Below are 23884 nucleotides of genomic sequence, written 5' to 3'. Positions count from 1 at the left end.
ACAGGAAACCCCATGCATACCAACACCAACTGGCTGATCCGCAACGCGGCCGCCATCCTCACCGGCCTTTGCGGTGACCAGGCGCGTCACGCCGGGCCGGACATCCGCATCGTCGACGGGCGCATCGCCGCGCTCGGACAGCTCACGCCGGAGCCCGGCGAGCAACTCATCGACGCCCGCGACTGCGTGGTCTATCCGGCCTGGGTCAACACCCACCACCACCTGTTCCAGTCGTTGCTCAAGGGCGAGCCGCAGGGGCTCGATCAAACGCTGACGCCCTGGCTGGCGGCGACCCCGTATCGCTTTCGCGGCGCCTTCGACGAGGACAGTTTCCGTCTTGCGGCCCGGGTTGGGCTGGTCGAACTGGTGCGCTCGGGTTGCGGCACCGTGGCCGATCATCACTACCTCTACTACCCCGACATGCCGTTCGATGGCGCGGCGATCCTCTTCGAAGAAGCCGAGGCACTGGGTGTGCGCTTCGTGCTCTGCCGCGGCGGTGCCACCCAGACCCGTCAGCTCGAGGCCGAGTTGCCCCAGGCGCTGCGCCCGGAGCGTTTCGACGCCTATCTGGCCGATGTCGAGCGCCTGGTCGCGAACTATCACGATCCGGCCGGTGACGCCTGGCGGCGGGTGGTGATGGCGCCGACCACGGCGCTGCATTCCACCTCGCCCGAAGAGCTACGCGAAAGCGCGGATGTCGCGCGGCGCCTCGGCATTCGTCTGCACAGCCATCTCTCCGAGACCGTCGACTACCTCGACGCGGCACGCGCCAGGTTCGGCATGACGCCCGTGCAGTTCTGCGCCGAGCAGGGCTGGGTCGGCTCGGACGTCTGGTTCGCCCACCTGGTCAAGCTGCTGCCCGAGGAGATTCGCCTGCTCGGCGAGACCGGCACCGGGATCGCCAGTTGCCCCCAAAGCAACGGTCGGCTCGGCAGCGGCATCGCAGACTTGCCGGCGCTTGAGGCGGCGGGCGTGACGGTATCGCTCGGTGTCGACGGCGCCGCCTCCAACGAGGCTGCCGACATGCAGTCCGAAGCGCATGCCGCCTGGCTGTTGCAGCGCGCGCGCAAGGGCGAACGGGCACAGCCGCGCTACGACGGCGGTGCGTTCGAAGGCGGTGCGGATGCCGCCCGGATCGAAGACGTGCTGCGCTGGGGCACTGCCGGCGGGGCCAGGGTGCTGGGGCTGGACGCGGTCGGTACGCTGCAGGTCGGCCAGGCCGCAGACCTGGCGATCTACCGGCTCGACGATCCGCGTTACTTCGGCCTGCACGATCCGGCCATCGGCCCGATCGCCAGCGGCGGCCGCGCATACCTGCAGGCGTTGCTGGTGGGCGGGCGTCGGGTGGTCGAGGATGATCGCATCCCGGGGCTGGACATGGCCGAGCTGGGTCGGCGCTCGCGCGAGGCCGTGGCGCGCCTGATCCAGCGGGCGGAGGCTGCGGCATGAGCGGATTCGATATGCGGGTGTGCGCCTTGCGCGAAGAGGCGCGGGATGTCCTCGGCGTGGAACTGGCGCCGGCGGATGGCGTGCCACTGCCCTTCGACTGGGCACCCGGCGCGCATGTCGACCTGCGCTTGCCGAACGGGCTGGTCCGCCAGTATTCGCTGGTCAGCCGGCCCGCCGATGGTCACCTCTATTTTGCCGTCAAGCGTGAGCCGGGCTCGCGCGGCGGCTCGCGCTGGCTCCATGAGGACCTGCGCCTGGGGCAGATACTCGGTGTCGACGAGCCGCGCAACCTGTTCGAACTGCATGAAGGGTCGGGCGAGGTGCTGCTGATCGCTGGTGGTATCGGCATCACGCCGCTGCTGGCGATGTATCGCGCCTGTCGCGCGAATGCCAGGCCGGTCGGGCTGCACTATTTCGCCCGAGAACGAGCGGGGCTGGCTTTTCGCCGCGAGCTGGAAGAGCAAGCGGATGTGTACCTGCATGTGGGACTGGAACGCGCAGCGCTGCATGACCGGCTGGGCGAACTGCTATCGATGCGCGGCGAACGGGCCAGCCTCTATTGCTGCGGTCCGGCCGGCTTTATGCAGCGGGTACGGGAAGTCGCCTTGGTTGCCGGCTGGCCGGAAAAGGCGCTGCATCAGGAGCATTTCCAGGCGCAGGCCGAGCCGGTCACCACCACGGGCTTCGAACTGGTGCTGGCCGCCAGCGGCCGGCAGGTCCGGGTGATCGCGGGTGAGTCGGTGGCCGCCGCTGCTACTCGCGCCGGGGTGGAAATCCCGCTGTCCTGTGGCATGGGCATGTGTGGCTGCTGCCTGACGCGGGTTATCGAGGGGCAGCCAGTGCATCGTGACGCTTATCTCGGGGCCGCCGAACAGGCGTCCGGCGAATGGATGCTGCCCTGCGTTTCCGGCTGCGCCGGAGCACGATTGGTGCTGGACTGTTAAAACACCCGACGGTCGTTGTCGCACAACGACCATCAGGAAAAATGGGAGCCTGTAGCGCTACGCTGCCGCCCGGCGAGGCCGGGCGGCAGGTCGTTTCAGAAGTGCGCCTTCACGATAGCGCTGAAGGTGTTCTGGTCGGTCTTGAAAGGTAGCGAGCCGTCTTCCAAGCCGTATTTGTTCGACCAGTAATCGTACTCGATACCGACGTAGAGTTTGCCCGGCGTGTAGTCCAGGGCTTTGCCCAGGTCGTACTTGACCTGCGGGTTGATGTGCAGGTTCTTGGCGATGAAGTCACCCTTGGTCTTGGAGCCCTTGTCATTGACCACCCAGTCGATGTAGCCGTCGAACAGGATGTCGGACTTGCCGACCGGAATGGTGATGGCCCAGGTGGGGGTGATCTGCCACTGGCCGCCCGGCTTGCCGGTGATGCCGTCGGGCTTGCGGTAGTAGGTGTTGATGGCCAGGCGATCGAAGCCGGGCATGTCCAGATCGACGGCCGGCCCAAGCAGGTAGTTGCGGTTGCGGTCTTCGCCACGCTCGTAGGTGGCCGAAAGCAGCACGTCCTTCACCGGGCCGAAGGAAAGGTCGGCGCCGGTGATCTTGCCGAAGGACAGGCGCGGGCTGAACTCACCGTAGTAGGTGTGGCCGTCGTTACCGGACAGGCCGTTGTACCACTTGTTATCGACGAACAGGAACATGTCCCCCCAGGTCCAGCCGCTGGCATGTTCGAAGGTGATGGTCTGCTGGATTTCGCCGGCGTCGACCTTGAAGTCCTTGCCGTAGAGATAGGTCAGGCTGTTGTTCTGCCAGAGCATCGGACTGGCCATGGCTTCGCCACTGAGGATCAACCCGGCCGCGAGGGCTGCGGTGGTAAGGCTGCGTTTCATGTGTGTACTCCTTGCTGCAGATGTGAGTGCTTGTATTAGTTGTCCAAGCGGTCAGGCTTCGCTCTCATAGCAAGGCGCGAGCCAACCCCGTAGGGTTGTTGTGTGTATTGATTATGTATTTGATTTTTAAGGAGTTATTTTTATCGATCGTTGCGCTGCGGAAAGTGCGGAGGCGCTGACACACGAATTCCGTACCGGCTCGAGCTGACCGATGCGTCAGGTTGCTCCGGTTTGGGGCGTGCTCGATGGCCATTTGCTCCATGTTGCAACGCGAATGCTGCGCACGGGGGCGTAGCTAGGGTGCACGTATAAACGAGGCAGCCATGAACCTGAGTGAAAAACAGAAGATGCTCACCGGGCAGCCGTACCTGGCAGGCGATGCCGAACTCAACGGCGAGCGGGAAAAGGCCGGGGCTTGGCTGGTGCGCTATAACGGTTCGGCGGGTGCGGAGCGGGACGTCCTGTTGGCCGAAGGGTTGGGCACGGTGGGGCGTGGCGTGGAGGTTCGTTCGCCGTTTCACTGCGACTACGGCTACAACATCCACCTGGAAGAGGGCGTGTTTCTCAATTTCGGCTGCGTGATCCTGGATGTCTGTAGCGTGCACATCGGTGCGGGGTGCCAGATCGGCCCGGCCGTACAGATCTATACCGCGGACCATCCGCGCGATCCGCGACAGCGCAGGGCTGGCCTGGAGTGCGGCAAGGCGGTGGTGATCGGGAAGAATGTCTGGATCGGCGGCGGCGCGATCATCCTGCCGGGCGTGACGGTTGGTGATGACGCCATCATCGGTGCCGGCAGCGTGGTGACCCGCGACGTGACGGCGGGGGCCACGGTATTGGGCAATCCCGCGCGGCCTCGCTGAAGATCCGCGTTCAGCCGCTCGCGCAAACGAAACCGCCGGCACTGGGCCGGCGGTGTCAGGTCACGACACAGGTTCAGTTCTGGGTCACCACGGCACTGTTGCCCCAGCCGTTCTGGTTGACGTAGGCCGCGTTGCCGTAGCCGCTCTGGCTGGCGATGGCTTCGTTGCCGGAGCCGTGCTGGAACACCTGGACCAGATGGTCGCTGCCGTTCTGGCTCAGCAGGGCTTCGTTCCACGAACCTTCCTGGCGCACGGAAGCCAGGTTGTCCGCACCGTACTGTTCGATGTCGCTGCTGTTGGCCCAGCCCTGGCTGGTCCCGACGATTTCGTTGTCGGTGCCGTTCTGCACGGCGTTCAGCTCGTTGCCGAGACCGTCCTGCTGGAAGTGCAGGTCGTTGCCATGCCCCTGCTGGTCGACGCTGGCGACGTTGTAGGCGCCTTTCTGGATGGTCTTGGCGGCCTGGTTGCGGCCGTCCTGGTGGACGTCGGCCTGGTTGCCGGTGCCGAACTGCTCGGTGGTGGCGGTGTTGTTGCCGCCGAACCAGCCGTTGGTCTGCACGATGCGGGTATCGTTGCCGAAACCGTACTGCAGGGCGAAGGCGTTTTGCGCATTGCCGCTCTGGTTCACGTCGACGTCGTTGCCGGCGCCGTCGGAATAGACATAGGCCTCCTGTTGAACGCCGGTCTGCGAAACCAGCGCGTCATTGCGCCAGCCGACCTGCTCGACTTCGGCGATGGAGCCGGAGCTGATGACCTGGGTGACCTGTGCATCGTTGTCGGTGCCTCGCTGGTCGATGGTCGCCTTGTCCCATGCGCTTGCGACCTGGGTAACGCTGGAGGTGTTCAGGTCGCCGTTCTGGATTTGCACGGCCTGGCTGCCGTAGGCACCGGTCTGCGTGGCCAGCGCATGGTTGTGTTTGCCGGTCTGGTCGGTGGTGGCGTCGCTCAGGGTCGAGGCGGTCTGGAACGTCTCGGCACTGTTGTGCACACCGCTCTGGTTCTGCGTGGCGCCGGTCTTGTAGGTGCCGGTCTGCTGCACCAGGGCGTCGTTGCCCCAGCCGCTCTGGGTCTGGGTGGAGCCGCTCTGCGAGGTGAAATTCTGCACCGCGTCGGCGGCGTTGAAGGTGCCGGTCTGTGTCTGGGTGGCGTCCGAACTCAGCGAACCGGCTTGCTCGATCACGGCCTCGTTGCCGTAGCCGCTCTGGTTCTGCGTGGCGAAATTGGCCGAACCGCCGCTTTGCAGCACGTGCGCGTCGTTGTCGATGCCGAACTGGTTCTGCTCCGAGGTGTTCTCGGCGGCGAAGGCCTGGGCAGTGGCGACAGTCAGGATGGCTGCTACTAAGGGTTTGAACTTAAACATTTTGTCTCTCCATGGATGTTTTAAGTACAGCGGTATTTCCTTGGGGTGCCTAAGGTCGTTGAGGCTTCGGCGCGTCTGCGAACGAAGCCTCAACAGACCCTACCGGTACTGGCGAACCACTACCGTCAGACTCTGGCCGCTCTGGGTGACGCTGCTGCTGTGGCCGCTGCCAGTCTGTTCGATGAGCGCGCTGTTGTTCGCGCCCTGTTGTGCGATGGCGGCGGTGTTGTCGGCGCCGTACTGCTCGATCCGGGCATCGTTGTAGAGGCCGTACTGGCTGATCGATGCCGCGTTGCCGAGGCCGATCTGCTCGACGGAGGCGCTGTTGGCGTAGCCGCTCTGGATGATGTAGGCCTCCAGCTCGGAGCCGGCCTGGGCGACGTTGCCGACCATGCCGTTCCCCGTCTGCTGGATGAGCGCGAGCGCGCCCTGGGCACCGATGCCCGCGTTGGCAAGGGCCGGAAGATCGCCGGGACCGAATTCGCTGGGGGCGAGATCGTACATCTCGGCGTGAGCGGTCGGGATCACCAGCAGTGCCAGAACGACGGGCAGCAGCAGATGGCGTGCAATCCTTTGCGAGCTTTCCATGGCGTCCTTTCCTGATGTGGCTCGATGCTTACATCCTTGCCTCGAATCGAGCGGGCGACCATCCATCCAATGATTGAATTTGCCGTGGGGTGGTATGAGTGTGCACACCGGGTGCTTGTTAAGGCCCGGCCCCGGGCGATGCTTTCAGGCTTCAGGCTTCAGGCTTCAGGCTTCAGGCTTCAGGCTTCAGGCGAAGGCGCGTGTCAGTCCACCCTGCTCAGGTACTTGCTCAGCGCCGGATGGTCGCCGCCGCTGCCTTCGGCCGTCTGCCACAGGCGTCGGTCGACGCCTTGGGCAATCAGGTGTGCGACGGCGGCCTCGATCGCCGAAAGCACGCAAAGCTGCGCTGGCTCGTTGGTGGTGTAACCCGCTTCGGCTTCGAGCAGCTCCTTGAACTCGATGAACTTGTAGACGTTGGCGCTGCGGCCGACGGAGAAGATCGTCTTGGTGGTCATCACGTTCGATAGCACCCGACCGCTACGCACATCGATGGCGCGCAGGTTCACTGTGACCTGGTCGACTCGGTATTCCTGCGACACGCCGATGCCGAGGTAGCGGGCACCCTGGCCGCCGCTGCGCACGTTGGTCTCGTAGGCGACGATGGCGCCTTCCATGATGATGTTGGCCGCCAGCAGTGATGGCAGTTCGGACTGGATGTTGGGTGCCACATCCGGCTTGGCCTGCGATGCGCGGATGATTTTGCGTTCGGTCAGAACGTTCTGCAGACCTTCACGCTCGAGCACCACGAACCAGCCGCTGGCCTGCATTGCGTCAACCAGCATGCTGGCCGCGCCCTGGGTCACCGCGGTGGAGAAGGAGCTGGCCGGAGTGGGCTTGTACTGGCCGGTCTGGTCGCGAAAGCCGTACACCGCAGCCACCAGCGGGCCTTTCGGGCGCGGTAGCGCCAGCAGGTCCTGGTAGGTCGAGGTGCGGGGGGTCAGGGTTGGCGGTTGTTGGTCGGCAGACATGGGCTCGCGGACGGCGCAGCCCTGCAGTACAGCCATCATCCCTATGGCTACGAATAGGCTTCTCATGGCCTTTGTTTCTCCTTGGGGTCAGTTCTGGCCGACGATGATTTCGGACATTTCGCCGGTGAGCCGGTCGGTAATTTCCACGATCAGCATGCCGGCGTCGCCGTTGTAGACACGCACGATGAAATCGTCGGTGGTCACGGTGCCGGTCTTGCCATCGGTCACGCCGCTGAGCAGATCGCCCAGCAGGCGCGACTCCAGCTGGCTGGTGAAGCGGTCCAGCGAGGACTGGTTTTCCAGCAGCGAGGAGCGATCAAGGGCATCCGGGTCCTTCTTTTTGTTCTGCGCCTGGGCGTTGCCGAGCAGCCAGGCACCGTTGAGCGGGCTGCCGCCGAAGGATGGGTTGACGGGGGTGTACACCAGCTCGGTGGCGCTGGCGCCAGTGCTAAGCAGCAGGCTGGCGAGCAGCGTGCCGAGCGCCTTGTGAATGTGCTGTTTCATAGTTCGTCCTTGGCCATGTCAATGTTGTCTTCGAACAACGCTTCGATCTTGCGCCGGTTGATTTCCTGCACCACGTAATCAGCGGCCTCGTAGGCCGGTTCCTTCATGTCCGCCACGTTGGGCTGCAGGAAGCGGCGATACAGGGTCTGGTTCTCGTGCTCCACCCAGACCAGAACGCCCCAGCGCGCCGAGGGCCTTTCCTTGATGGCAAGGTTGAAGTCCAGGGTGCTGATGTCGTTCAGGCGCTCGCAGAAGCGCAGGTAGAACTCGTGACCGGAGCGGGAAACCGTGTTGTTGGTGATGAACCCTTGCAGCTCGGCTTCGTCGGCCTGAGCGGTCAGGCTCAACAGCAGCAGAAGCAGCGCGGCGGTGCGTTTCACGACACCGCCTCACCAACGTGCGCCAGCACCAGCGAGGCACCCTGGGCGCGATTGCTGGCGCCGAGCTTGCGCAGCGCGTTGTGCACATGGCTCTTGATGGTGTGGATGCTCAGGTGCAGCCTCTCGCCGATCGCCGCATTGGACAGACCCTGGCCGGCGAGCGCGAGGATCTGCTTTTCGCGCAGGGTCAACTCGTCGATGACCTGATGTGCGTTGCTGAGCTGTCGATAGCGACAGAGCAGCGTTTCCATCAGCTCTCTCGGTAGCCAGTCGCCTCCGGCGAGCATGGTCTGGATACCGCGGACGAACATGGCGCGCGGCGTTGCGCGGTAGAAGACCCCGCGAATCCATGGATGCGTTTCGACCAGTCTGCGTGCCTGATCGGGTTGGGCATTGATCAGCGCGACCGGCGTGTCGCCGAACTGGCGGAGCAGGTGCACGCAATCGTTGCGGTCGTAGCTGGCGACATCCAGCAACACCAGTGCGGAGTCCACATGCTCCGGCCGCGGTGTGACCATATGGACCAGTGTGCAGCTGGGGCAGTCGTACAGGTGCTGGCGCAGCGTGCTATCGAGCAGCTTGCTGGCGGAGAGAAGTGTTATGCGGAATTGGGCGGGCTGGAAAGCCGGCGCGACATCGTCTTTCATTCGCATGTCCTTTGCTGAATGTTGATGGGCAGTCCTTGATTGCGTGACGCGCAGAGAGCGGTCCCGTCTGGCAATAGAAAGTAGTTCAGCTTTGCGACAAAAAAAAGTCAAAAATTAAAATTAGTGTCAGCATCTCGACGAAAAGGCGATTGAAGAGAATCTTCTGGCTCCGGGGAGGGCTTCTCTCCTAGAGTCCGATCTGTTGAATGACGGCTTTGGTTCGGGCGCGTAGATGGAGATGGAGCGATGATTGATCCCGTGTTTTGGCTGGTGTTCTTCTCGGCCGCGCTGGCGCTGAACCTTTCGCCCGGGCCGGATCTGCTCTACGTGATTTCACGCACCCTGAGTGGCGGCCGCCGTATCGGTATGATTTCCGCCTGTGGCGTATGCAGCGGTGCGCTGGTGCACGTGGCGTTCGCCGCTCTGGGCATCTCGGCCATCCTCGCCACTTCGGCGCTGGCGTTTACGGTGGTCAAGTGCGTCGGTGCCGTCTATCTGCTGTATCTCGGCTATCAGGCTCTGCGCTCGGCCGGCGGCGGAACCGTGCTGGCCCTCAAGGCAGCACCGCAAGCGTCCGCCTGGAAAGCCTATCGCCAGGGCGTGCTGGTCGATCTGCTGAACCCCAAGGCGGCGATTTTCTTCATGGCTTTCCTGCCTCAGTTCGTCCGCCCCGAGCATGGCTCCGTACCGCTGCAGCTGCTGGTTCTCGGCGTGTTGGTGGTTGTGGTGGCGATCATCATCGAGTGCGCTGTGGTGCTGCTGGCGGCCCGCGCCACCCAGGCGTTGCGCGACAATCCGGCCATAAGCCAGTGGCTGGACCGGGCGCTGGGCTCGATGCTCATCGCGCTGGGTATTCGCCTAGGCTTGAGCGAACGCCTCTGAAAGGGAATTGATCGTCACGGTGTGGCTCTCATGAAGAAGGGCAGCCCTTCGGCAGCCCATGATGGGAGCTGTGTATGTCTCAGCAGAGCAAGAACACCTCGGCCAGCCTGATCCCCTGCCTGCGCTATCGCGATGTGGCCATCGCCATCGACTGGCTGAGTCGGGCCTTCGGTTTCGAATGCCAGCGCCAGTATCGCGACGACCTGGTGGGCATTACCCACGCACAACTGGCTTTCGGCAACGGCATGCTGATGGTCGGGCCTGTAGTGGATTCCGAGTACGGCCAGCAACTGCGTCAGCCCGACGAGATTGGCGGCGCATCCACCCAGGGCATCTACGTGATCGTCAACAGCGCCGATGCGCTCTACGCCCAGGCCAAGGCGGCCGGGGCGCAGATCGTCGTCGAGCTCAAGGACGAGGATTACGGCGGTCGCGGCTTCACCTGCCGCGATATCGAAGGGCATCTGTGGAGCTTCGGCACCTACGACCCCTGGGCGGACGAAGCGGCGGGAAGCGTCGCCCAAGCTTGAGTACGTTCCTGCGCGCGGGGCATCGCGCCGACCATCGGGGGGAATGTTCGGCGCAGCGTCGCTGTCAGCTTAACTACGACAGCAGACTGCGGAGGAACGACGATGGCCTACGGAAAACTCTACGGCGCCCTGGTGGTGCTGACCGGTGCGTCCAGCGGCATCGGTCGCGCCGCTGCCCAGGCTTTCGCCCGCCAGGGCGCGCGGCTGGTGCTTGCCGCGCGCGACGCCGAAGCGCTGACGGAAACCGCCGATGAATGCCGCGCGCTCGGTGGCGAAGTCCTGGTGGTGCCCACTGACGTCACCCACAGCGACGAGGTCGAAGCACTGGCCAGCGCCGCGGCGGAGTTCGGTCAGGGGCGCATCGATGTGTGGATCAACAATGCCGGCATCGGCGCGGTCGGCGCGTTCGACGAGACGCCACTGGATGCCCATGAACAGGTGGTGCAGACCGATCTGCTCGGCTATCTGCGTGGCGCCCATGTGGTGCTGCCGTACTTCAAGCAGCAAAAGAGCGGTGTGCTGATCAATACGCTGTCGGTCGGCAGCTGGGTAGCGCAACCGTTCGCGGCGGCCTATTCGGCCAGCAAGTTCGGCCTGCGCGGCCTGTCCCAGGCGCTGCGCGGCGAACTGGGAGCCTGGCCGGGGATACACATCTGCGATGTGTATCCCGGCATCGTCGATACCCCCGGCTTTCGCGACGGCGGCAACTACGCCGGGCGCTCGTTGCAGCCGCCGCCACCGCTGCTCGATCCGCGTCAGGTGGCCGATGCCATGGTCAGTCTGGCCCTGCATCCGCGCCACACCACGTCGGTCGGGGCCACCGCCACATTGCTGCGCCTGGCGCATTTCCTCACCCCGGGCTTTGATCGACTCAATGGGCTGCTGACCGGCTTCGCGCTTGGCCGCGCGCAGCGAGTGGCGCCCTCGTCAGGCAATCTCTTTCATCCGCCGCTGGGGCAGCGGCGCATCGATGGTGGCTGGCGCTCGTCGTCGGATGATGACAAGCGCTGGCTGTTTATCGGCGGCGTGGCAGCCGGGTTGATCGGTCTTGGCGTATGCCTGGCGCGGCGGCGCTGACACGCTGTCAGCGCACCTTCGGCGCAGCACTGACGCCTTCGAGCGTGGCGAAGGAGGTGTCCTTGGCGGTCAACAGGAAGTCGCGCATGAAGGGTGAGTCGAGCATGTCGGCGCGGATGCCCGCATAAAGCGTGGCGAACAGACCTTTGTCGCCCAGCCGTTTGGCGGTGACGTAGCCGCGCGAGCTGTACTCGTGCAGCGCCCAGTTCGGCAGCGAGCAGACACCGCGCCCCGACGCCACCAGCTGCATCATCATCACAGTGAGTTCCGAGGTGCGTACCTGCGCCGGTTCGATGTCGGCCGGTTCGAGGAAGCGGGTGAAGATATCCAGGCGGTCGCGTTCGATGGGGTAGGTAATCAGCGTCTCGCTGGCCAGGTCTTCCGGGCGGATGTACGGCCGCGCGGCCAGTGCATGCTGGTTCGCCACCGCCAGCAGGGCCTCATAGGTGAACAGCGGCACGTAGGTGATGCCGGGCAGCTCCAGCGGATCGGAGGTGACCACCAGATCGAGATCACCACGCGCCAAGGCCGGTAGCGGGGCGAAGGAGAAGCCCGAGGCCAGATCCAGCTCGACCTCGGGCCAGGCATCGCGGAACTGGTCGATGGTCGGCATCAGCCACTGAAAGCAGCTGTGGCATTCGATGGCCATGTGCAGCCGCCCGGCGGTTCCGCCGGCCAGACGGGCGAGGTCGCGTTCGGCGCTGCGCAGTTGCGGCAGCATCAGGTCGGCGAGTTGCAGCAGGCGCAGGCCGGCACTGGTGAAACGCACCGGCCGGGTCTTGCGCACGAATAGCTGCAGGCCGAGTCGCTCTTCCAGTTCCTTGAATTGATGCGACAGCGCCGATTGCGTCAGGTGCAGGCGCTCGGCGGCTTCGACGAGACTGTCGGTTTCCCGAAGTGCATGAAGCGTCTTCAGGTGGCGAATTTCCAGCATGCCGAACTACCTTGCGAAGCGGGATCAGCAAGGCCTTGAGCAGCAGGCCTGATGTTCCCTGGATGAATAAGAAGATGAGCAACGCTCATCCGTCGCAAGTGTGTCCCAGCATCTGGATGCTGTCGAGTGGCCGCTACGCAATCGGCCGGGCCATTCAGAACCAGAGCCGCGAAACCATGTAGGCCAGACCAAAGAAGAACAGCAGCGCGGCAACGATCATCGCGCCGTCGCGGGCCATCATGCCCAGCCCCAGCACGCTCAAGGCCGCGCCGGCAGTGGAGTTGCCGAACGGGATCAGCTCCAGCGGCGGCATGGTGGCGGCGATTGCCAGGCACAGCACGGCATTCAACCGATTCGCCAGGCCGTTGGTAAGGAAGGTCAGCCGCCGCTTGAGCAGGCGGTCGACGAAGCCGGCAATGCGATGCAGGAAGGCTATGGCCTTGTCGTACTTGCTGCGCGAGGCGCTACGCCGCAGCAGCCATTTGGGCAGCCAGAAGTGCTTCCGGCCGATCAGCAGCTGAAGCGCGATCAACGAAACCATCACCGCGAACACGCTGGGCAATCCGGGAATTCCCGACAGCGGCGAGAACACCAGCAAGCCTGGCACCAGCAACAGGGCACCGAAGCTGCGCTCATCGGTGGCTTGCAGCATGCACTCGATGGTTACCGGCTGGTCGGCTTCGCCGGCCTGTTCGAGACGCTGCAGCAAACTTTCGAGATTCTGCGGTGGCTGATCCGGATTCATGAATGCGCCTGGTAGGGAAGGTCTTCTTTTAGAGGCCCGAGGCCCCGAAATGCTCCTGCATGAATATTTCTATATTTCAAATGTAATTACGTGAGTTTGTTTCACGCAGTCATGGCGCGGACAATCAGCCCATTCATGCAGAACGACATTTGGAGTGAGAAATGGCTGTAGCGCACAACCTCGGTTTTCCACGTATCGGTGCGGACCGCGAGCTGAAGAAAGCCCTGGAGGCATATTGGAAGGGCGAGCTGGACGAGCAGGGGCTGCGCCAGGTTGGTCGCCAGCTGCGTGCACAACACTGGCAAGCCCAGGCCGATGCCGGTATCCAGTTGCTGCCGGTGGGCGACTTCGCCTGGTACGACCAGGTTCTTACGCACTCGCTAATGTTCGGCGTGGTGCCGCAGCGCTTCCGCCCGGCCGATGGCCAACCGACGCTGGACACGCTGTTCGCCATGGCCCGTGGCGTGACCAACAGCTGCTGCGGTGGCGGCCAGGCTCAGGAGATGACCAAGTGGTTCGATACCAACTATCACTATCTGGTACCGGAGTTCACCGTTGACCAGCAGTTTCAGCTGTCCTGGTCGCAATTGTTCGAAGAGGTTGAGGAGGCGCAGGCGCTGGGTCACACGATCAAGCCGGTGCTGGTCGGCCCGCTAACCTATCTCTGGCTGGGCAAGCTCAAGGGCGAGGATGCCGAGCGTTTCGACAAGCTCGAGCTGCTCGAACGCCTCCTGCCGGTCTATGGCGAGGTGCTCGACCGGCTTGCGGCGCAGGGTGTCGAGTGGGTGCAGATCGACGAGCCGATCCTCGCCCTCGACCTGCCGCAGGACTGGAAGAACGCCTTCGAGCGCGCCTACAACCTGCTGCAGCGCGCCCCGCTGAAAAAGCTGGTCGCCACCTACTTTGGCGGACTGGAGGATAACCTCAGCCTGGCGGCGGCGCTGCCAGTGGACGGCCTGCACATCGATCTGGTGCGTGCGCCGGAGCAGTACCCACTGATTCTCGACTGGTTGCCGACCTACAAGGTGCTGTCGCTGGGGTTGGTCAATGGGCGCAACGTCTGGCGCTGCGACCTGGAGAAGGCCCTGGAGGTGGCGCGGCATGCCGCCGAGCGTCTGGGTGACCGCCTCTGGCTGGCACCATCCTGCTCGCTGCTGCACAGCCCGGTGGACCTTGAGCGCGAGGACCGGCTCGATCATGAACTGAAAGGCTGGCTGGCCTTCGCCGTGCAGAAATGCGCCGAAGTGGCGACGCTGGCCCGTGCCATCAACGAGCCGACAAACGAGGATGTGGTGGTCGAACTGGCACGCAGCCGTGCCGTGCAGGCGGCACGTCAGCACTCGCCACGCATCCACAAACCGCAGGTTCAGGCGCGCCTGAATGCCATCCAGCCGCAGGACAGCCAGCGTACCTCGGTGTTCGCTGCGCGAATCGAACAGCAGCGCGCGCGGCTCGACCTGCCGGCGTTCCCGACCACGACCATCGGCTCGTTCCCGCAGACGCCTGCCATCCGCCTGGCGCGGCAGGCCTATAAGCAGGGCCGGTTGTCGCTCGGCGATTACACCGAGGCGATGCAGGCCGAGATCCGCCATGCGGTGGCGGTGCAGGAGCAGATCGGCCTGGATGTGCTGGTACACGGCGAAGCGGAGCGCAACGACATGGTCGAGTACTTCGCCGAGCAGCTCGATGGTTATGCGTTCACCCGTTTCGGCTGGGTGCAGAGCTATGGATCGCGTTGTGTGAAGCCGGCGGTGATCTACGGCGACCTCAGCCGCCCGCAGCCGATGACCGTCGACTGGATTCGCTACGCCCAGCAGCAGACCGACCGCGTGATGAAGGGCATGCTCACCGGACCGGTGACCATGCTGATGTGGTCGTTCGCTCGTGAGGACGTGTCGCGTGAGGTCCAGGCGCGGCAGCTGGCGCTGGCGATCCGCGACGAGGTCTGCGACCTGGAAGCCGCCGGCATCCGCATCGTCCAGATCGATGAGGCGGCTTTCCGCGAGGGCTTGCCGCTGCGCCGTGCCCAGTGGCAGCACTATCTGGACTGGGCGGTCGAGGCGTTCCGTCTGTGTGCCAGCGGCGTACGCGACGAGACGCAGATCCACACCCACATGTGCTACAGCGAGTTCAACGACGTCATCGAGTCCATCGCGGCGATGGATGCCGATGTCATCACCATCGAGACCTCGCGTTCGCAGATGGAGCTGCTCGAAGCCTTCCGCGCCTTCGACTATCCCAACGATATCGGCCCGGGGGTCTACGACATCCACTCGCCACGCGTGCCGGATACGGCCGAAATGGTGCAGCTGCTGGAGAAGGCCGCCGAGTGCATCCCTGCCGAGCGGCTCTGGGTGAACCCGGATTGCGGGCTGAAGACCCGCGCCTGGCCGGAGACCGAAGCGGCGCTGGTGAACATGGTGGCGGCTGCCCGTCAGCTGCGTGCCTCGCGCAACGCCAAGGTGGCCTGACTTCAGCGCTGGCGCGGCGCTCCAATGCGGAGGGCTGCGCCGTGACCCATCAGCCTTGGGCGACGTGGTCGAAGTGGGTCAGGCGCTTGGCTGTCCGGCTGTCCAGATAGCGCTGTAGCAGCGCCACCTCCGCGGGCTGCATGAACAGCCCGAGCTTGGTGCGGCGCCAGAGGATGTCTTCTGCCGTCTGCGCCCATTCCTCGACCATCAGGTAGTCCACCTCGCGCGCGTGCAGGCCGGCGCCGAAGCATTCGCCAAGGTCCTGCAGCGCATCGGTACCCTTGAGCAGCAGCCAGCTGCGGCTGCCGTAGGTGCGCGCCCAGCGCCGCGCAATCGGCCCTGGTAACCACGGGTAGCTGGCGCAGAGCGCATGGGCCAGTGCTGATGGTTCCTCCAGGTGCTCACCGCCAGGTAGCGCCGCGTCGTGCGTCCAGGGCTGTTTCATTTCGGGAAACAGCGGTGCCAGCTGCGCCAGTGCTGCTTCGGCGAGCTTGCGATAGGTGGTCAGCTTGCCGCCGAACACCGAGAGCAACGGTCCCTCACCGGCGCTATCGCTGAGTGTGAGCGTGTAATCGCGGGTGATCGCCGAGGGCTGGTCGGACTCGTCATCGCAAAGCGGCCTGACCCCGGCATAGCTGTAGCGGATGTCGGCGCGGTGCAGCTGATGCTTGAAGTGCGCGTTGACGATGGCCAGCAGGTAGTCGATCTCCTTATCGGTGATCCGCACCTGCGCCGGGTCGTCGTGGTACTCGTGATCGGTGGTGCCGATCAGGCTGAAGTGGCCGAGATACGGCGTGATGAACACGATGCGCCGATCCTCGTTCTGCAGGATGTAGGCGTGATCGCCCTCATAGAGTTTCGGCACGACGATGTGGCTGCCCTGGATCAGGCGCATGCCGTGAGGCGAAGTCTGCCGGAGCTGCTCCTGGATGAACGAGGCTACCCACGGTCCGGTGGCGTTGACCAGCGCGCGGGCGCGGATCGAAAACCGGCTGCCGTCCTGACGCTCCAGATGCAGATGCCAGAGCCCCTTGCTGCTGCGCGCGCTGACGCAGCGAGTGCGGGTATGAATATGCGCGCCCAGCTCGCGTGCGGCCATGGCATTGAGTACCACCAGCCGCGCATCGTCGACCCAGCAATCGGAATATTCGAAGCCGTGGGTGATCTCGTCCTTGAGCGGGCTATCGGCACCGAAACGCAGGCTGCGCGAACCGCCGAGCTTTTCGCGCTTGCCGAGGTGATCGTAGAGAAACAGGCCAGTGCGGATCATCCACGACGGGCGCAGATGCGGACGGTAGGGCAGCACGAAGCGTAGCGGGGTGATGATGTGCGGCGCCTTGGCCAGCAGCACTTCGCGCTCGGCCAGCGCTTCGCGAACCAGGCGCAGCTCGTAGTGTTCGAGATAGCGCAGCCCGCCGTGCACCAGCTTGCTGCTGGCGGAGGAGGTGTGTTCGCCCAGGTCGCCCTGCTCGCAGAGAAACACCGACAGGCCGCGCCCGACGGCATCGGCGGCGATACCTGCGCCATTGATGCCGCCGCCAACCACGGCTAGGTCGTAGACTTCCGCGAGCGGTGCAAGAAGAGGATGATTCATGGGCGCTTATAACTACCGATTCTTTGTCGCTTTACGTTACCGCCATTCATCAATCATTAGCACTACAAAGCCATGACACCTGCCATCGACCTGTTGAAAAAAGCCCGAGCCGAGCACGCCGTACACAGTTACGAACACGATCCCAAGCCTGCGTCCTATGGACTGGAGGCGGCGGAAAAGCTCGGGCTTGATCCGGCGCGGGTATTCAAGACGCTGCTCGCCTGTAGCGAGAAGAGCGAGCTACTGGTCGCCGTGGTGCCCGTCGCCGGCACCCTCGATCTCAAGGCGCTGGCCCAGGCGGCCGGCGTGAAGAAGGTGGAGATGGCCGATCCGATGGCAGCCCAACGTGCCACCGGTTACCTGGTCGGTGGTATCAGTCCGCTGGGGCAGAAGAAGCGTCTGCGTACCTTTATCGACAGTTCTGCGCAGGCGCAGGCGAGCATCTACGTGAGCGCTGGTCGTCGCGGGCTGGAAGTCGAGCTGGCCCCCGCCGTGCTGGCTGAGCACAGTAAGGCTGTTTTTGCGTCGATCGGGCGCGGCTGATAGCTGATAGCTGATAGCTGCGAGGGTCCGGTCAAGCGAGGTTAAAATTTGCGCTGCGCCGAAACATCGGTGCGTCAGCCGGAGAGCAGGCGTTGCAACAACGCCTGGGCGTCCTGAGCACCCATCATGGCTGCGGCGACCAGTGCTGTGGCGCCATTGGCGTCGACGGCTTGCGGGTTGGCGCCCCGGGCGATCAGGTGTTCGATGATTTCGGTACGGTTGAACATGGCTGCCATCATAAGAGCGGTTTTGCCGTCCTCGCAGGGGCTCTCGACATCGGCGCCGTGCGCCAGCAGCAACTCGATCATGTTCAGGTCGCCCTTGAAGGCTGCGCCCGCCAGCGGCGTATGACCGCGAATATTGCGCAGCTGCGGATCGGCGCCATGCTCGAGCAGCACACGACTGGCGTCGAGGTGGCCGTGGTAGCTGGCGAGCATCAGCAGGCTGTCACCGGCGTGATTGCGAAGATCGGCTGGCATGCCCTGACTGAGCAGTTCACCAAGGCGCGAGCTATCGCCGGTGCGAGCGCTGTCGAACACCTGCTCGGCGAAGGCGAGGGTGGCGTCATCCAGTTCTGGCAGTTGTCTGGGCGTTTGCATCGCGGTTCTCCATGGCTGTCAGCAGTTCGCCTGCCGTGTCGAACGCCATTGTGGTGATCGGGCTGGCGATGCGCCAACCAAGGCTTTCTATCCTGCGGATAGGCGCTCTGTATGTGCGCCCAGTCCCAAGCGATGGCCAGGCCGAAGGAATATCGGAACGCCATCGGATCAGGCTCGCGTGTCAGAAGCCGGTGCGGTTGTGGCAGTATTCGACGGCCCGACACTCCGATGCCCGAAGCGATGAAGCCTGAAGATCTCGAACGCCTGGTGACCCAGACGATGCCCTACGGTAAGTACAAGGGCCGGTTGATAGCCGACCTGCCGGGTAATTACCTCAACTGGTTCGCCCGCGTCGGCTTCCCGCCTGGCAGCCTCGGCCAGCTGCTGGAGCTGATGCACGAGATCGACCACAACGGGCTTTCAGCCCTGTTGGAACCCTTGCGCCGCCGCAACGCTTCGCGCGGCTGATCGCCGGCGAAGTGCCTACCGTCACGGTTGCTCGGTTTGCTCGCGCAACACCTCCAGGGCCGGCGCGGCATAGATGCCTACTTCCACCGCCAGCTCCATCAGTCGTGGCACATCGCAGGTGTAGACCAGCACCGCCTGCAGCTCATCGTCCAGCGGCTCGCTGAAGTCCACCAGCACGTAGCCACCTTTCTCCGGATACAGGCTGCTCAGCTGCACCTGAATGCGGTTCAGCGCTGTCAGCGGCTCGGTCTTGGCGAGCTGCTTGGGCTTGAGGACGAAGGTCACGCTGTCGCCGAAGGACGCGACGATCTGTGTGAACAGCTCCTGATAATCATCAGCCTGGAACAAGACCGTCTCCGGCAGGCTGCCGACCACTACCCATTCGCCGAGAGGAATGGGAAAGCTGTCGTCGTAATTGATGTCCGGGTTGGCCTGCAGAAATGCCTGCGGATCGGCGTACGCCTCCGCGGCTTCTGCCGCGACGCGGCCAATTTCGTCGTCGGTCATGCAGCCGGAGCTGATAAGGCTGATCAGTGCGGCAAGTTGGTCTTTCATGGGTGTTCCTGCGCGAGTGAGCACGCAAGGATAACCAAGGTCGTTGTCTCGTGTGCACCGCTGGTTGCGCAGCGGGCCGCTGTGTCTGATATATGCAAAGCAGTTCTAAGCTTATTCTGTTTCTGGAGGGCCGCCGTGGCGATGTGGTAGCGTCGCTTCTGCGACAAGCTGCCGCACACCATCGATAGAACCCGAGCGTTGCGAAGACCACGCCGGTGGCGGCAAGCATAACTACAACCGCTGATGAGGCCCTTTCATGAAACTCACTCACTGGCCCCTGGCCGGTGTGGCTGCGTTGTTACTGACGATGCAGGCACAGGCTGCCGATGGGCAAAAAATCTACGCGCAGGGCGGCGCCAACCCTGCGGCGATGGCGTGTGGCACGTGCCACGGTGCCGATGCGATGGGGATGGCGGCGGCCGGCTTTCCACGCCTCGCCGGGATATCCGCCGGATACACGCGCAAGCAGCTCGAGGACTTCCGCTCCGGTGCCAGAACCAATCCGGTCATGCAGCCGATTGCCGCAGCCTTGAGCGACGAAGAGATGGATGCCGTGGCGGCCATGCTCGAAGCCAGGCCTGCGCCGGTTTTCGCCAGCATCGGTCGGGCGGAAAAAGCGGAAGGTGTGGGCCCGCGCCTTGCCCTTCGTGGTGCCTGGGAACGCAACATTCCCGAGTGCGTGGCCTGCCATGGCCCCGCTGGCATGGGGGTCGGTGAGAGCTTCCCGCCGCTGGCCGGGCAGTCGGCGCAATACCTCAGTGCGCAACTCAATGCCTGGCGTCAGGGCACTCGCAAGAACGATCCGAATGACCTGATGGGTCATATCGCCCGTGCAATGACCGACGACGAGGTGCAGGCCGTCGCCGAGTACTTTGCCGGCCTGGAGCAGAAGGGGGACAGCCAATGAGAACGTACTGGTTAACGCTACTGGCCATGGCGGTCAGCAGTGCGTCGCTGGCGGCCGAGATCAAGATGGACGATCAGTCCCAGCTGACACAGAAAGCCGCCAAGGGCGCAGGTGAGAGCTTCTTCCAACCGCCGCAGGAAAAGGATCTGCCGGCCAACGCTTATGGCGAGTTGGTGCAGCAGGGCCGGGCGATTTTCGTCGACACGCAGAAGTACGCCGCCGAATATGTCGGCAACGGCATGAACTGTACCAACTGTCACCTCGATCAGGGGCGCAAGGCCAACTCCGCGCCGCTGTGGGGCGCGTATCCGATGTATCCGGCTTACCGGAAGAAGAATGACAAGGTCAACAGCTACGCCGAGCGGATACAGGGCTGTTTCCAGTTCAGCATGAACGGCAAGCCGCCGGCAGCCGATAGCCATGTGATCAATGCCCTGACGGCCTATTCCTACTGGCTTTCCACTGGTGCTCCGACAGGCCAGGAGCTGCCGGGGCGGGCCTATCCTGAAGTCCCACAGCCCAAAGGTGGTTTCGATATTGCCAAGGGCAAGCAGATCTATGCCGAGCAGTGCGCGGTCTGTCACAGCGACAACGGCCAGGGCCAGCAGGCGGGTGGCGCGTATGTGTTCCCACCGTTATGGGGCAAGGACTCGTTCAACTGGGGTGCCGGCATGCACCGGATCAACACCGCCGCGGCCTTCATCAAGGAGAGCATGCCGCTGGGCAAGGGTGGTTCGCTCAGCGACGAGGATGCCTGGCACGTGGCCGCATACATGAACAGCCATGAGCGGCCGCAGGACCCGCGTCTGGTCGACGGCTCGGTGGAAAAGACGCGGCTTCGCTACCACGCCAACGACGGAGTGAATCTCTATGGACAGGAGGTGGATGGCGTCGTACTTGGACAGGGCATCAAATAGAGACTTAAGTACATCATTGCGGACAGAAGAGGGCGCCATTCGGCGCTCTCTTCATTTTCGGACTGAGCGGTCACATTCAGATGTGCCAAAAGGCTTAATTACCTGTCCGTTATAAGCGCAATGTTACGGATTCTTTCAGATTTTCATGCACAATAGCCGCCATAAGAGGCGCTGGAATGATCGTGACTGGCCGAGTCCTGTTGCTGCCGTCCCAACGTCAGAAACGATCAAGCCATTCGAGAGGAACGACCGTGTATAACGTCGTCATCAGCGGTACCGGCCTTTATACCCCTGCCAACAGCATTTCCAACGATGAACTAGTGGAGTCCTTCAACACCTACGTTCATCGCTTCAACAGCGAGAATGCCGCTGCCATCGAGGCCGGCGAGATCCAGCCGCTGCCCGAGTCCAGCTCCGCCTTCATCGAAAAGGCTTCCGGCATCAAGAGCCGCTACGTTACCGACAAGGCCGGCATCCTCGATCCCGAGCGCATGGTTCCGCGCATTCCCGAGCGCAGCAATGACGAGTGGTCGATTCTCTGCGAGATGTCGGTCAAGGCAGCCGAAGAAGCGCTGGCCCGCGCCGGCAAGACCGCTGCGGACATCGACGGCGTGATCGTCGCATGCTCCAACCTGCAGCGCGCCTATCCGGCAGTCGCCATCGAAGTGCAGGCGGCACTGGGGATCAAGGGTTTCGGCTTCGACATGAACGTGGCGTGCTCGTCGGCCACGTTCGGCATCCAGAACGCGGTCAACAGCATCAAGCTGGGCCAGGCGCGCGCGATCCTGATGGTCAACCCCGAGATCTGTACCGGGCATATGAACTTCCGCGACCGCGACAGCCATTTCATCTTCGGCGACGCCTGCACTGCGGTAATCATCGAGCGCGAAGATCTGGCGACCTCGGCGCAGCAGTGGGACGTCATCAGTACCAAGCTGGTGACCGAGTTTTCCAACAACATCCGCAACAACTTCGGCTTTCTCAACCGTGCTGCCGAAGAGCACATGAACGATCCGGACAAGCTGTTCATCCAGGAAGGTCGCAAGGTGTTCAAGGAAGTCTGCCCGATGGTGGCGGAGCTGATCGGTGAGCACCTGGCTGAGAACGACATCGCTGTGGAATCGGTGAAGCGTTTCTGGCTGCATCAGGCCAACCTGAACATGAACCACCTGATCGTGCGCCGCCTGCTGGGCCGCGACGCTACCGAGGAAGAGGCGCCGGTGATCCTCGATACCTACGCCAATACCAGTTCGGCCGGCTCGGTGATCGCCTTCCACAAGCACCAGGACGACCTGCCCAGCGGCAGCCTCGGTGTGCTCAGCTCGTTCGGTGCGGGCTACTCGATCGGCAGCGTGATCCTGCGCAAGCGCTGATTCGCCCTGGCCGGCTCAGCCGGTCAGCTCACACATTCGCTGCAGCACGGCATTCATGCCATTGCTGCGCGATGGTGACAGCTGTCGTGACAGCCCCAGGCTGGCGAACCAGTCGGCCATATCCACCTGTGCCAGCTTATTCGCGTCCAGGCCATTGACTCTTGCCAGCAGTACCGCCAGCAGGCCGCGGATGAGTCGGGCGTCACTGCCGGCACGAAAATGCCAGCAGCCGTCCTGTCGTTCGCCGACCAGCCACACGCGACTTTCGCAGCCCGATACCTGATTCGTTTCGCTGCGTTCATCTTCATCCAACGGTTCCAGCCGCTCACCCCATAGCATCAGCAGGCGCGCGCGCTGCTCCCAGCCGGGTGCCTGAGTGAATGCCTCCAGCGCTTCGCCAGCGGCTTGCGGCAAGTCGCTCATCGCAGCAACTCCAAGGCCTGATCCAGCGCGCTGAAGAAGCGCTCGAGGTCGGCACTATCGTTGTACAGTCCGAGCGAGACGCGTGTCGCGCCATCCAGACCAAGGTGTTTCATCAGCGGCATGGCGCAGTGATTGCCGCTGCGCACCGCGATGCCCTGTTCGGTGAGTAGATGCCCCAAGTCGGAATGATGCACGCCTTCGACAACGAAGCTGGCCAGCGCAACCTGCGGCGAGCCGAGCAGGCGAACGCCGTTGCGTGCGGCAAGCCCGGCGAGCAGCTGGTCGTGCAATGCCTGCTCGTGGCGCTCGACCGCGGCAACGTCGAGTCCAGCCAGATAGTCCAGCGTGGCGCCGAGACCGATGACGCCGGAGATCGGCGGCGTGCCGGCCTCGAAGCCCAGGGGCGCGGCATGGAACTCGGCGTGTTGATAATCGGCGATGCGTACCATCTCGCCGCCGAACTGCCAGTGACGCAGCTCCAGCAGCGATTCGCCGCGGCCGTACAGTACGCCGACGCCATCCGGCCCGTAGAGCTTATGGCTGGAGAGCACGTAGAAATCGCAACCCAGCGTGGTCATGTCGTGACGGCCGTGCACTACGCCCTGCGCGCCGTCGACGATGGTCAGCGCACCTTGGGTCTTGGCCAGGTGCAGCAGGTCGTCCAGCGGTTGCCAGCCGCCCAGCACGTTGGACAGCTGACTCACCGCCAGCAGTCGGGTACGCGGCCCGACCAGCGCGGCAGCTGCGGCCAGGTCGATGCGCCCGGCGGTATCGATCGGTAGCACCTGAAGCCTGGCGTTGCGCCGTTTGGCCAGCTGTTGCCAGGGCAGCAGGTTGGCGTGATGTTCGAGGGCGCTGATGACGATCTCGTCACCGGCTCCGATCAGATGTTCCAGTCCGTAGGCGAGCAGATTCAGCGCTTCCGTCGCGCCGCGGGTGAAGAGGATTTCAGTGGGCGAAGCCGCGTTCAGCCATTTCGCCACCTTGATGCGGGAGTCTTCGTAAGCGCGAGTCGCGCGTTCGGCGGGCTGGTGCTGGGCGCGGTGCACATTGGCGGCGCCGCAGGTGTAGTAGCCGCTGAGAGCATCGATCAGTGCCTGCGGCTTCTGTGCCGTGGCGGCGCTGTCGAGATAGGTCTGGCCTTGCGCTTCGAGTATCGCCAGAGCAGGGAAGTCGGCGCGCCAGGGAGAAAACAGGGCCATAAGCGGCAAACCTCCAGCTGCAGGGGATGCGGCAAGGCAGGCGCTCATGGCTCGCAGCTTGCCGCTGCTCCTGC

At 63.8% G+C, this 23884-nt stretch carries 26 protein-coding genes; 12 read left to right on the top strand and 14 right to left on the bottom strand.

Features of this window, described 5'->3' with window-relative positions:
- Positions 1-12 precede the first annotated feature (12 nt).
- Positions 13-1449, top strand: a complete 1437-nt coding sequence (locus tag RT582_RS15670) for an amidohydrolase family protein (RefSeq protein WP_125853084.1) — start codon at positions 13-15, stop codon at positions 1447-1449.
- Positions 1446-2393 carry a PDR/VanB family oxidoreductase gene (locus RT582_RS15665; RefSeq protein ID WP_125853085.1) on the top strand — a complete coding sequence of 316 codons (948 nt, stop codon included), beginning with the start codon at positions 1446-1448 and terminating at the stop codon, positions 2391-2393. Before RT582_RS15670 ends, RT582_RS15665 begins: the two co-directional genes overlap by 4 nt.
- 95 nt (positions 2394-2488) lie before the next feature.
- Here the strand turns inward: RT582_RS15665 and RT582_RS15660 are convergent, their stop codons facing one another.
- Positions 2489-3280 carry an outer membrane protein OmpK gene (locus RT582_RS15660; RefSeq protein WP_125853086.1) on the bottom strand — a complete coding sequence of 264 codons (792 nt, stop codon included), beginning with the start codon at positions 3278-3280 and terminating at the stop codon, positions 2489-2491.
- A gap of 323 nt (positions 3281-3603) precedes the next feature.
- Here RT582_RS15660 and RT582_RS15655 point away from each other — a divergent pair, with 323 nt between their 5' ends.
- Complete coding sequence (locus RT582_RS15655) at positions 3604-4143, top strand: sugar O-acetyltransferase (protein WP_313478365.1); 540 nt, start codon at positions 3604-3606, stop codon at positions 4141-4143.
- Between the two features lie 73 nt (positions 4144-4216).
- Here the strand turns inward: RT582_RS15655 and RT582_RS15650 are convergent, their stop codons facing one another.
- The 6 genes from RT582_RS15650 to RT582_RS15625 all read right to left on the bottom strand — a co-directional run bounded on the left by RT582_RS15650 (position 4217) and on the right by RT582_RS15625 (position 8590).
- Positions 4217-5503, bottom strand: a complete 1287-nt coding sequence (locus RT582_RS15650; RefSeq protein ID WP_313478363.1) for a hypothetical protein — start codon at positions 5501-5503, stop codon at positions 4217-4219.
- 99 nt (positions 5504-5602) lie between these two features.
- The gene (locus RT582_RS15645) at positions 5603-6091 is read right to left on the bottom strand and encodes a curli production assembly protein CsgB (RefSeq protein ID WP_125853495.1); all 489 of its coding nucleotides are present in this window, start codon (positions 6089-6091) and stop codon (positions 5603-5605) included.
- A 203-nt stretch (positions 6092-6294) separates the two neighbouring features.
- Positions 6295-7125, bottom strand: coding sequence for a CsgG/HfaB family protein (locus RT582_RS15640; RefSeq protein WP_125853494.1), 831 nt, complete (start codon positions 7123-7125; stop codon positions 6295-6297).
- Positions 7126-7146: 21 nt separating this feature from the next.
- Positions 7147-7563, bottom strand: coding sequence for a curli assembly protein CsgF (locus RT582_RS15635; protein WP_313478355.1), 417 nt, complete (start codon positions 7561-7563; stop codon positions 7147-7149).
- Positions 7560-7943, bottom strand: coding sequence for a curli production assembly/transport protein CsgE (gene csgE, locus RT582_RS15630; RefSeq protein ID WP_102832609.1), 384 nt, complete (start codon positions 7941-7943; stop codon positions 7560-7562). The genes RT582_RS15635 and csgE overlap by 4 nt, the downstream gene beginning before the upstream one ends.
- Positions 7940-8590 carry a helix-turn-helix transcriptional regulator gene (locus RT582_RS15625; protein ID WP_125897022.1) on the bottom strand — a complete coding sequence of 217 codons (651 nt, stop codon included), beginning with the start codon at positions 8588-8590 and terminating at the stop codon, positions 7940-7942. Before RT582_RS15625 ends, csgE begins: the two co-directional genes overlap by 4 nt.
- Positions 8591-8836: 246 nt before the next feature.
- Between RT582_RS15625 and RT582_RS15620 the strand changes: the two genes are divergently transcribed.
- The 3 genes from RT582_RS15620 to RT582_RS15610 all read left to right on the top strand — a co-directional run bounded on the left by RT582_RS15620 (position 8837) and on the right by RT582_RS15610 (position 11079).
- Positions 8837-9472, top strand: a complete 636-nt coding sequence (locus tag RT582_RS15620; RefSeq protein ID WP_125861491.1) for a LysE family translocator — start codon at positions 8837-8839, stop codon at positions 9470-9472.
- Between the two features lie 74 nt (positions 9473-9546).
- On the top strand, positions 9547-10002 hold the full coding sequence (locus tag RT582_RS15615) for a VOC family protein (RefSeq protein ID WP_104098657.1): 456 nt from the start codon (positions 9547-9549) through the stop codon (positions 10000-10002).
- A gap of 102 nt (positions 10003-10104) precedes the next feature.
- Positions 10105-11079: an SDR family oxidoreductase gene (locus RT582_RS15610; protein WP_313478349.1), complete on the top strand. Its 975-nt coding sequence runs from the start codon at positions 10105-10107 to the stop codon at positions 11077-11079.
- Between the two features lie 7 nt (positions 11080-11086).
- Here RT582_RS15610 and metR read toward each other — a convergent pair whose 3' ends face one another.
- Positions 11087-12013: a transcriptional regulator MetR gene (metR, locus tag RT582_RS15605; protein ID WP_014821082.1), complete on the bottom strand. Its 927-nt coding sequence runs from the start codon at positions 12011-12013 to the stop codon at positions 11087-11089.
- A 154-nt stretch (positions 12014-12167) separates the two neighbouring features.
- Positions 12168-12758 carry an exopolysaccharide biosynthesis protein gene (locus RT582_RS15600; RefSeq protein ID WP_313478346.1) on the bottom strand — a complete coding sequence of 197 codons (591 nt, stop codon included), beginning with the start codon at positions 12756-12758 and terminating at the stop codon, positions 12168-12170.
- Between the two features lie 161 nt (positions 12759-12919).
- On the opposite strand from RT582_RS15600, the gene metE reads away from it, so the two are divergent.
- Positions 12920-15229 (top strand): 5-methyltetrahydropteroyltriglutamate--homocysteine S-methyltransferase, encoded by a 2310-nt coding sequence (gene metE, locus RT582_RS15595; protein WP_313478343.1) that lies wholly within the window; start codon positions 12920-12922, stop codon positions 15227-15229.
- A gap of 49 nt (positions 15230-15278) precedes the next feature.
- On the opposite strand, the gene glpD is transcribed toward metE, so the two are convergent.
- Positions 15279-16823 (bottom strand): glycerol-3-phosphate dehydrogenase, encoded by a 1545-nt coding sequence (gene glpD / locus RT582_RS15590; RefSeq protein ID WP_313478340.1) that lies wholly within the window; start codon positions 16821-16823, stop codon positions 15279-15281.
- 72 nt (positions 16824-16895) lie between these two features.
- On the opposite strand from glpD, the gene ybaK reads away from it, so the two are divergent.
- On the top strand, positions 16896-17366 hold the full coding sequence (gene ybaK, locus RT582_RS15585) for a Cys-tRNA(Pro) deacylase (RefSeq protein ID WP_014821078.1): 471 nt from the start codon (positions 16896-16898) through the stop codon (positions 17364-17366).
- A gap of 74 nt (positions 17367-17440) precedes the next feature.
- On the opposite strand, the gene RT582_RS15580 is transcribed toward ybaK, so the two are convergent.
- Complete coding sequence (locus tag RT582_RS15580) at positions 17441-17965, bottom strand: ankyrin repeat domain-containing protein (RefSeq protein ID WP_313478337.1); 525 nt, start codon at positions 17963-17965, stop codon at positions 17441-17443.
- A gap of 240 nt (positions 17966-18205) precedes the next feature.
- Between RT582_RS15580 and RT582_RS15575 the strand changes: the two genes are divergently transcribed.
- The gene (locus RT582_RS15575; RefSeq protein ID WP_003280237.1) at positions 18206-18433 is read left to right on the top strand and encodes a DUF3820 family protein; all 228 of its coding nucleotides are present in this window, start codon (positions 18206-18208) and stop codon (positions 18431-18433) included.
- A 21-nt stretch (positions 18434-18454) separates the two neighbouring features.
- Here RT582_RS15575 and RT582_RS15570 read toward each other — a convergent pair whose 3' ends face one another.
- Entirely contained in the window at positions 18455-18988 is a 534-nt protein-coding gene (locus tag RT582_RS15570) for a hypothetical protein (protein ID WP_014821075.1), read from the bottom strand.
- Positions 18989-19244: 256 nt separating this feature from the next.
- Here RT582_RS15570 and RT582_RS15565 point away from each other — a divergent pair, with 256 nt between their 5' ends.
- From RT582_RS15565 to RT582_RS15555, 3 genes are all read left to right on the top strand, one after another.
- On the top strand, positions 19245-19895 hold the full coding sequence (locus RT582_RS15565) for a c-type cytochrome (protein WP_313478335.1): 651 nt from the start codon (positions 19245-19247) through the stop codon (positions 19893-19895).
- On the top strand, positions 19892-20812 hold the full coding sequence (locus RT582_RS15560; protein ID WP_313478332.1) for a c-type cytochrome: 921 nt from the start codon (positions 19892-19894) through the stop codon (positions 20810-20812). The genes RT582_RS15565 and RT582_RS15560 overlap by 4 nt, the downstream gene beginning before the upstream one ends.
- Positions 20813-21063: 251 nt before the next feature.
- Positions 21064-22185, top strand: coding sequence for a beta-ketoacyl-ACP synthase III (locus tag RT582_RS15555; RefSeq protein WP_014821072.1), 1122 nt, complete (start codon positions 21064-21066; stop codon positions 22183-22185).
- Positions 22186-22200: 15 nt separating this feature from the next.
- Here the strand turns inward: RT582_RS15555 and RT582_RS15550 are convergent, their stop codons facing one another.
- Together RT582_RS15550 and RT582_RS15545 are read right to left on the bottom strand one after the other, a co-directional pair.
- Positions 22201-22608, bottom strand: coding sequence for a SufE family protein (locus RT582_RS15550; RefSeq protein ID WP_255849555.1), 408 nt, complete (start codon positions 22606-22608; stop codon positions 22201-22203).
- Positions 22605-23810 (bottom strand): aminotransferase class V-fold PLP-dependent enzyme, encoded by a 1206-nt coding sequence (locus RT582_RS15545; protein ID WP_313478328.1) that lies wholly within the window; start codon positions 23808-23810, stop codon positions 22605-22607. The genes RT582_RS15550 and RT582_RS15545 overlap by 4 nt, the downstream gene beginning before the upstream one ends.
- Positions 23811-23884: the final 74 nt, after the last annotated feature.

This window comes from Stutzerimonas kunmingensis, from assembly GCF_032106285.1.
Lineage (GTDB): Bacteria > Pseudomonadota > Gammaproteobacteria > Pseudomonadales > Pseudomonadaceae > Stutzerimonas > Stutzerimonas kunmingensis_B.
Note: the sequence above shows the minus strand (reverse complement) of the source record. Positions and strands in the feature narration are given on the sequence as shown.

Excerpts from the sequence above, each read along its gene's own strand:
- RT582_RS15670 (WP_125853084.1), top strand. The coding sequence starts at position 13 with ATGCATACCAACACCAACTGGCTGATCCGCAACGCGGCCGCCATCCTC.
- RT582_RS15665 (WP_125853085.1), top strand. The coding sequence starts at position 1,446 with ATGAGCGGATTCGATATGCGGGTGTGCGCCTTGCGCGAAGAGGCGCGG.
- RT582_RS15660 (WP_125853086.1), bottom strand. The coding sequence starts at position 3,280 with ATGAAACGCAGCCTTACCACCGCAGCCCTCGCGGCCGGGTTGATCCTC.
- RT582_RS15655 (WP_313478365.1), top strand. The coding sequence starts at position 3,604 with ATGAACCTGAGTGAAAAACAGAAGATGCTCACCGGGCAGCCGTACCTG.
- RT582_RS15650 (WP_313478363.1), bottom strand. The coding sequence starts at position 5,503 with ATGTTTAAGTTCAAACCCTTAGTAGCAGCCATCCTGACTGTCGCCACT.
- RT582_RS15645 (WP_125853495.1), bottom strand. The coding sequence starts at position 6,091 with ATGGAAAGCTCGCAAAGGATTGCACGCCATCTGCTGCTGCCCGTCGTT.
- RT582_RS15640 (WP_125853494.1), bottom strand. The coding sequence starts at position 7,125 with ATGAGAAGCCTATTCGTAGCCATAGGGATGATGGCTGTACTGCAGGGC.
- RT582_RS15635 (WP_313478355.1), bottom strand. The coding sequence starts at position 7,563 with ATGAAACAGCACATTCACAAGGCGCTCGGCACGCTGCTCGCCAGCCTG.
- RT582_RS15625 (WP_125897022.1), bottom strand. The coding sequence starts at position 8,590 with ATGAAAGACGATGTCGCGCCGGCTTTCCAGCCCGCCCAATTCCGCATA.
- RT582_RS15620 (WP_125861491.1), top strand. The coding sequence starts at position 8,837 with ATGATTGATCCCGTGTTTTGGCTGGTGTTCTTCTCGGCCGCGCTGGCG.
- RT582_RS15615 (WP_104098657.1), top strand. The coding sequence starts at position 9,547 with ATGTCTCAGCAGAGCAAGAACACCTCGGCCAGCCTGATCCCCTGCCTG.
- RT582_RS15610 (WP_313478349.1), top strand. The coding sequence starts at position 10,105 with ATGGCCTACGGAAAACTCTACGGCGCCCTGGTGGTGCTGACCGGTGCG.
- metR (WP_014821082.1), bottom strand. The coding sequence starts at position 12,013 with ATGCTGGAAATTCGCCACCTGAAGACGCTTCATGCACTTCGGGAAACC.
- RT582_RS15600 (WP_313478346.1), bottom strand. The coding sequence starts at position 12,758 with ATGAATCCGGATCAGCCACCGCAGAATCTCGAAAGTTTGCTGCAGCGT.
- metE (WP_313478343.1), top strand. The coding sequence starts at position 12,920 with ATGGCTGTAGCGCACAACCTCGGTTTTCCACGTATCGGTGCGGACCGC.
- glpD (WP_313478340.1), bottom strand. The coding sequence starts at position 16,823 with ATGAATCATCCTCTTCTTGCACCGCTCGCGGAAGTCTACGACCTAGCC.
- ybaK (WP_014821078.1), top strand. The coding sequence starts at position 16,896 with ATGACACCTGCCATCGACCTGTTGAAAAAAGCCCGAGCCGAGCACGCC.
- RT582_RS15580 (WP_313478337.1), bottom strand. The coding sequence starts at position 17,965 with ATGCAAACGCCCAGACAACTGCCAGAACTGGATGACGCCACCCTCGCC.
- RT582_RS15575 (WP_003280237.1), top strand. The coding sequence starts at position 18,206 with ATGAAGCCTGAAGATCTCGAACGCCTGGTGACCCAGACGATGCCCTAC.
- RT582_RS15570 (WP_014821075.1), bottom strand. The coding sequence starts at position 18,988 with ATGAAAGACCAACTTGCCGCACTGATCAGCCTTATCAGCTCCGGCTGC.
- RT582_RS15565 (WP_313478335.1), top strand. The coding sequence starts at position 19,245 with ATGAAACTCACTCACTGGCCCCTGGCCGGTGTGGCTGCGTTGTTACTG.
- RT582_RS15560 (WP_313478332.1), top strand. The coding sequence starts at position 19,892 with ATGAGAACGTACTGGTTAACGCTACTGGCCATGGCGGTCAGCAGTGCG.
- RT582_RS15550 (WP_255849555.1), bottom strand. The coding sequence starts at position 22,608 with ATGAGCGACTTGCCGCAAGCCGCTGGCGAAGCGCTGGAGGCATTCACT.
- RT582_RS15545 (WP_313478328.1), bottom strand. The coding sequence starts at position 23,810 with ATGGCCCTGTTTTCTCCCTGGCGCGCCGACTTCCCTGCTCTGGCGATA.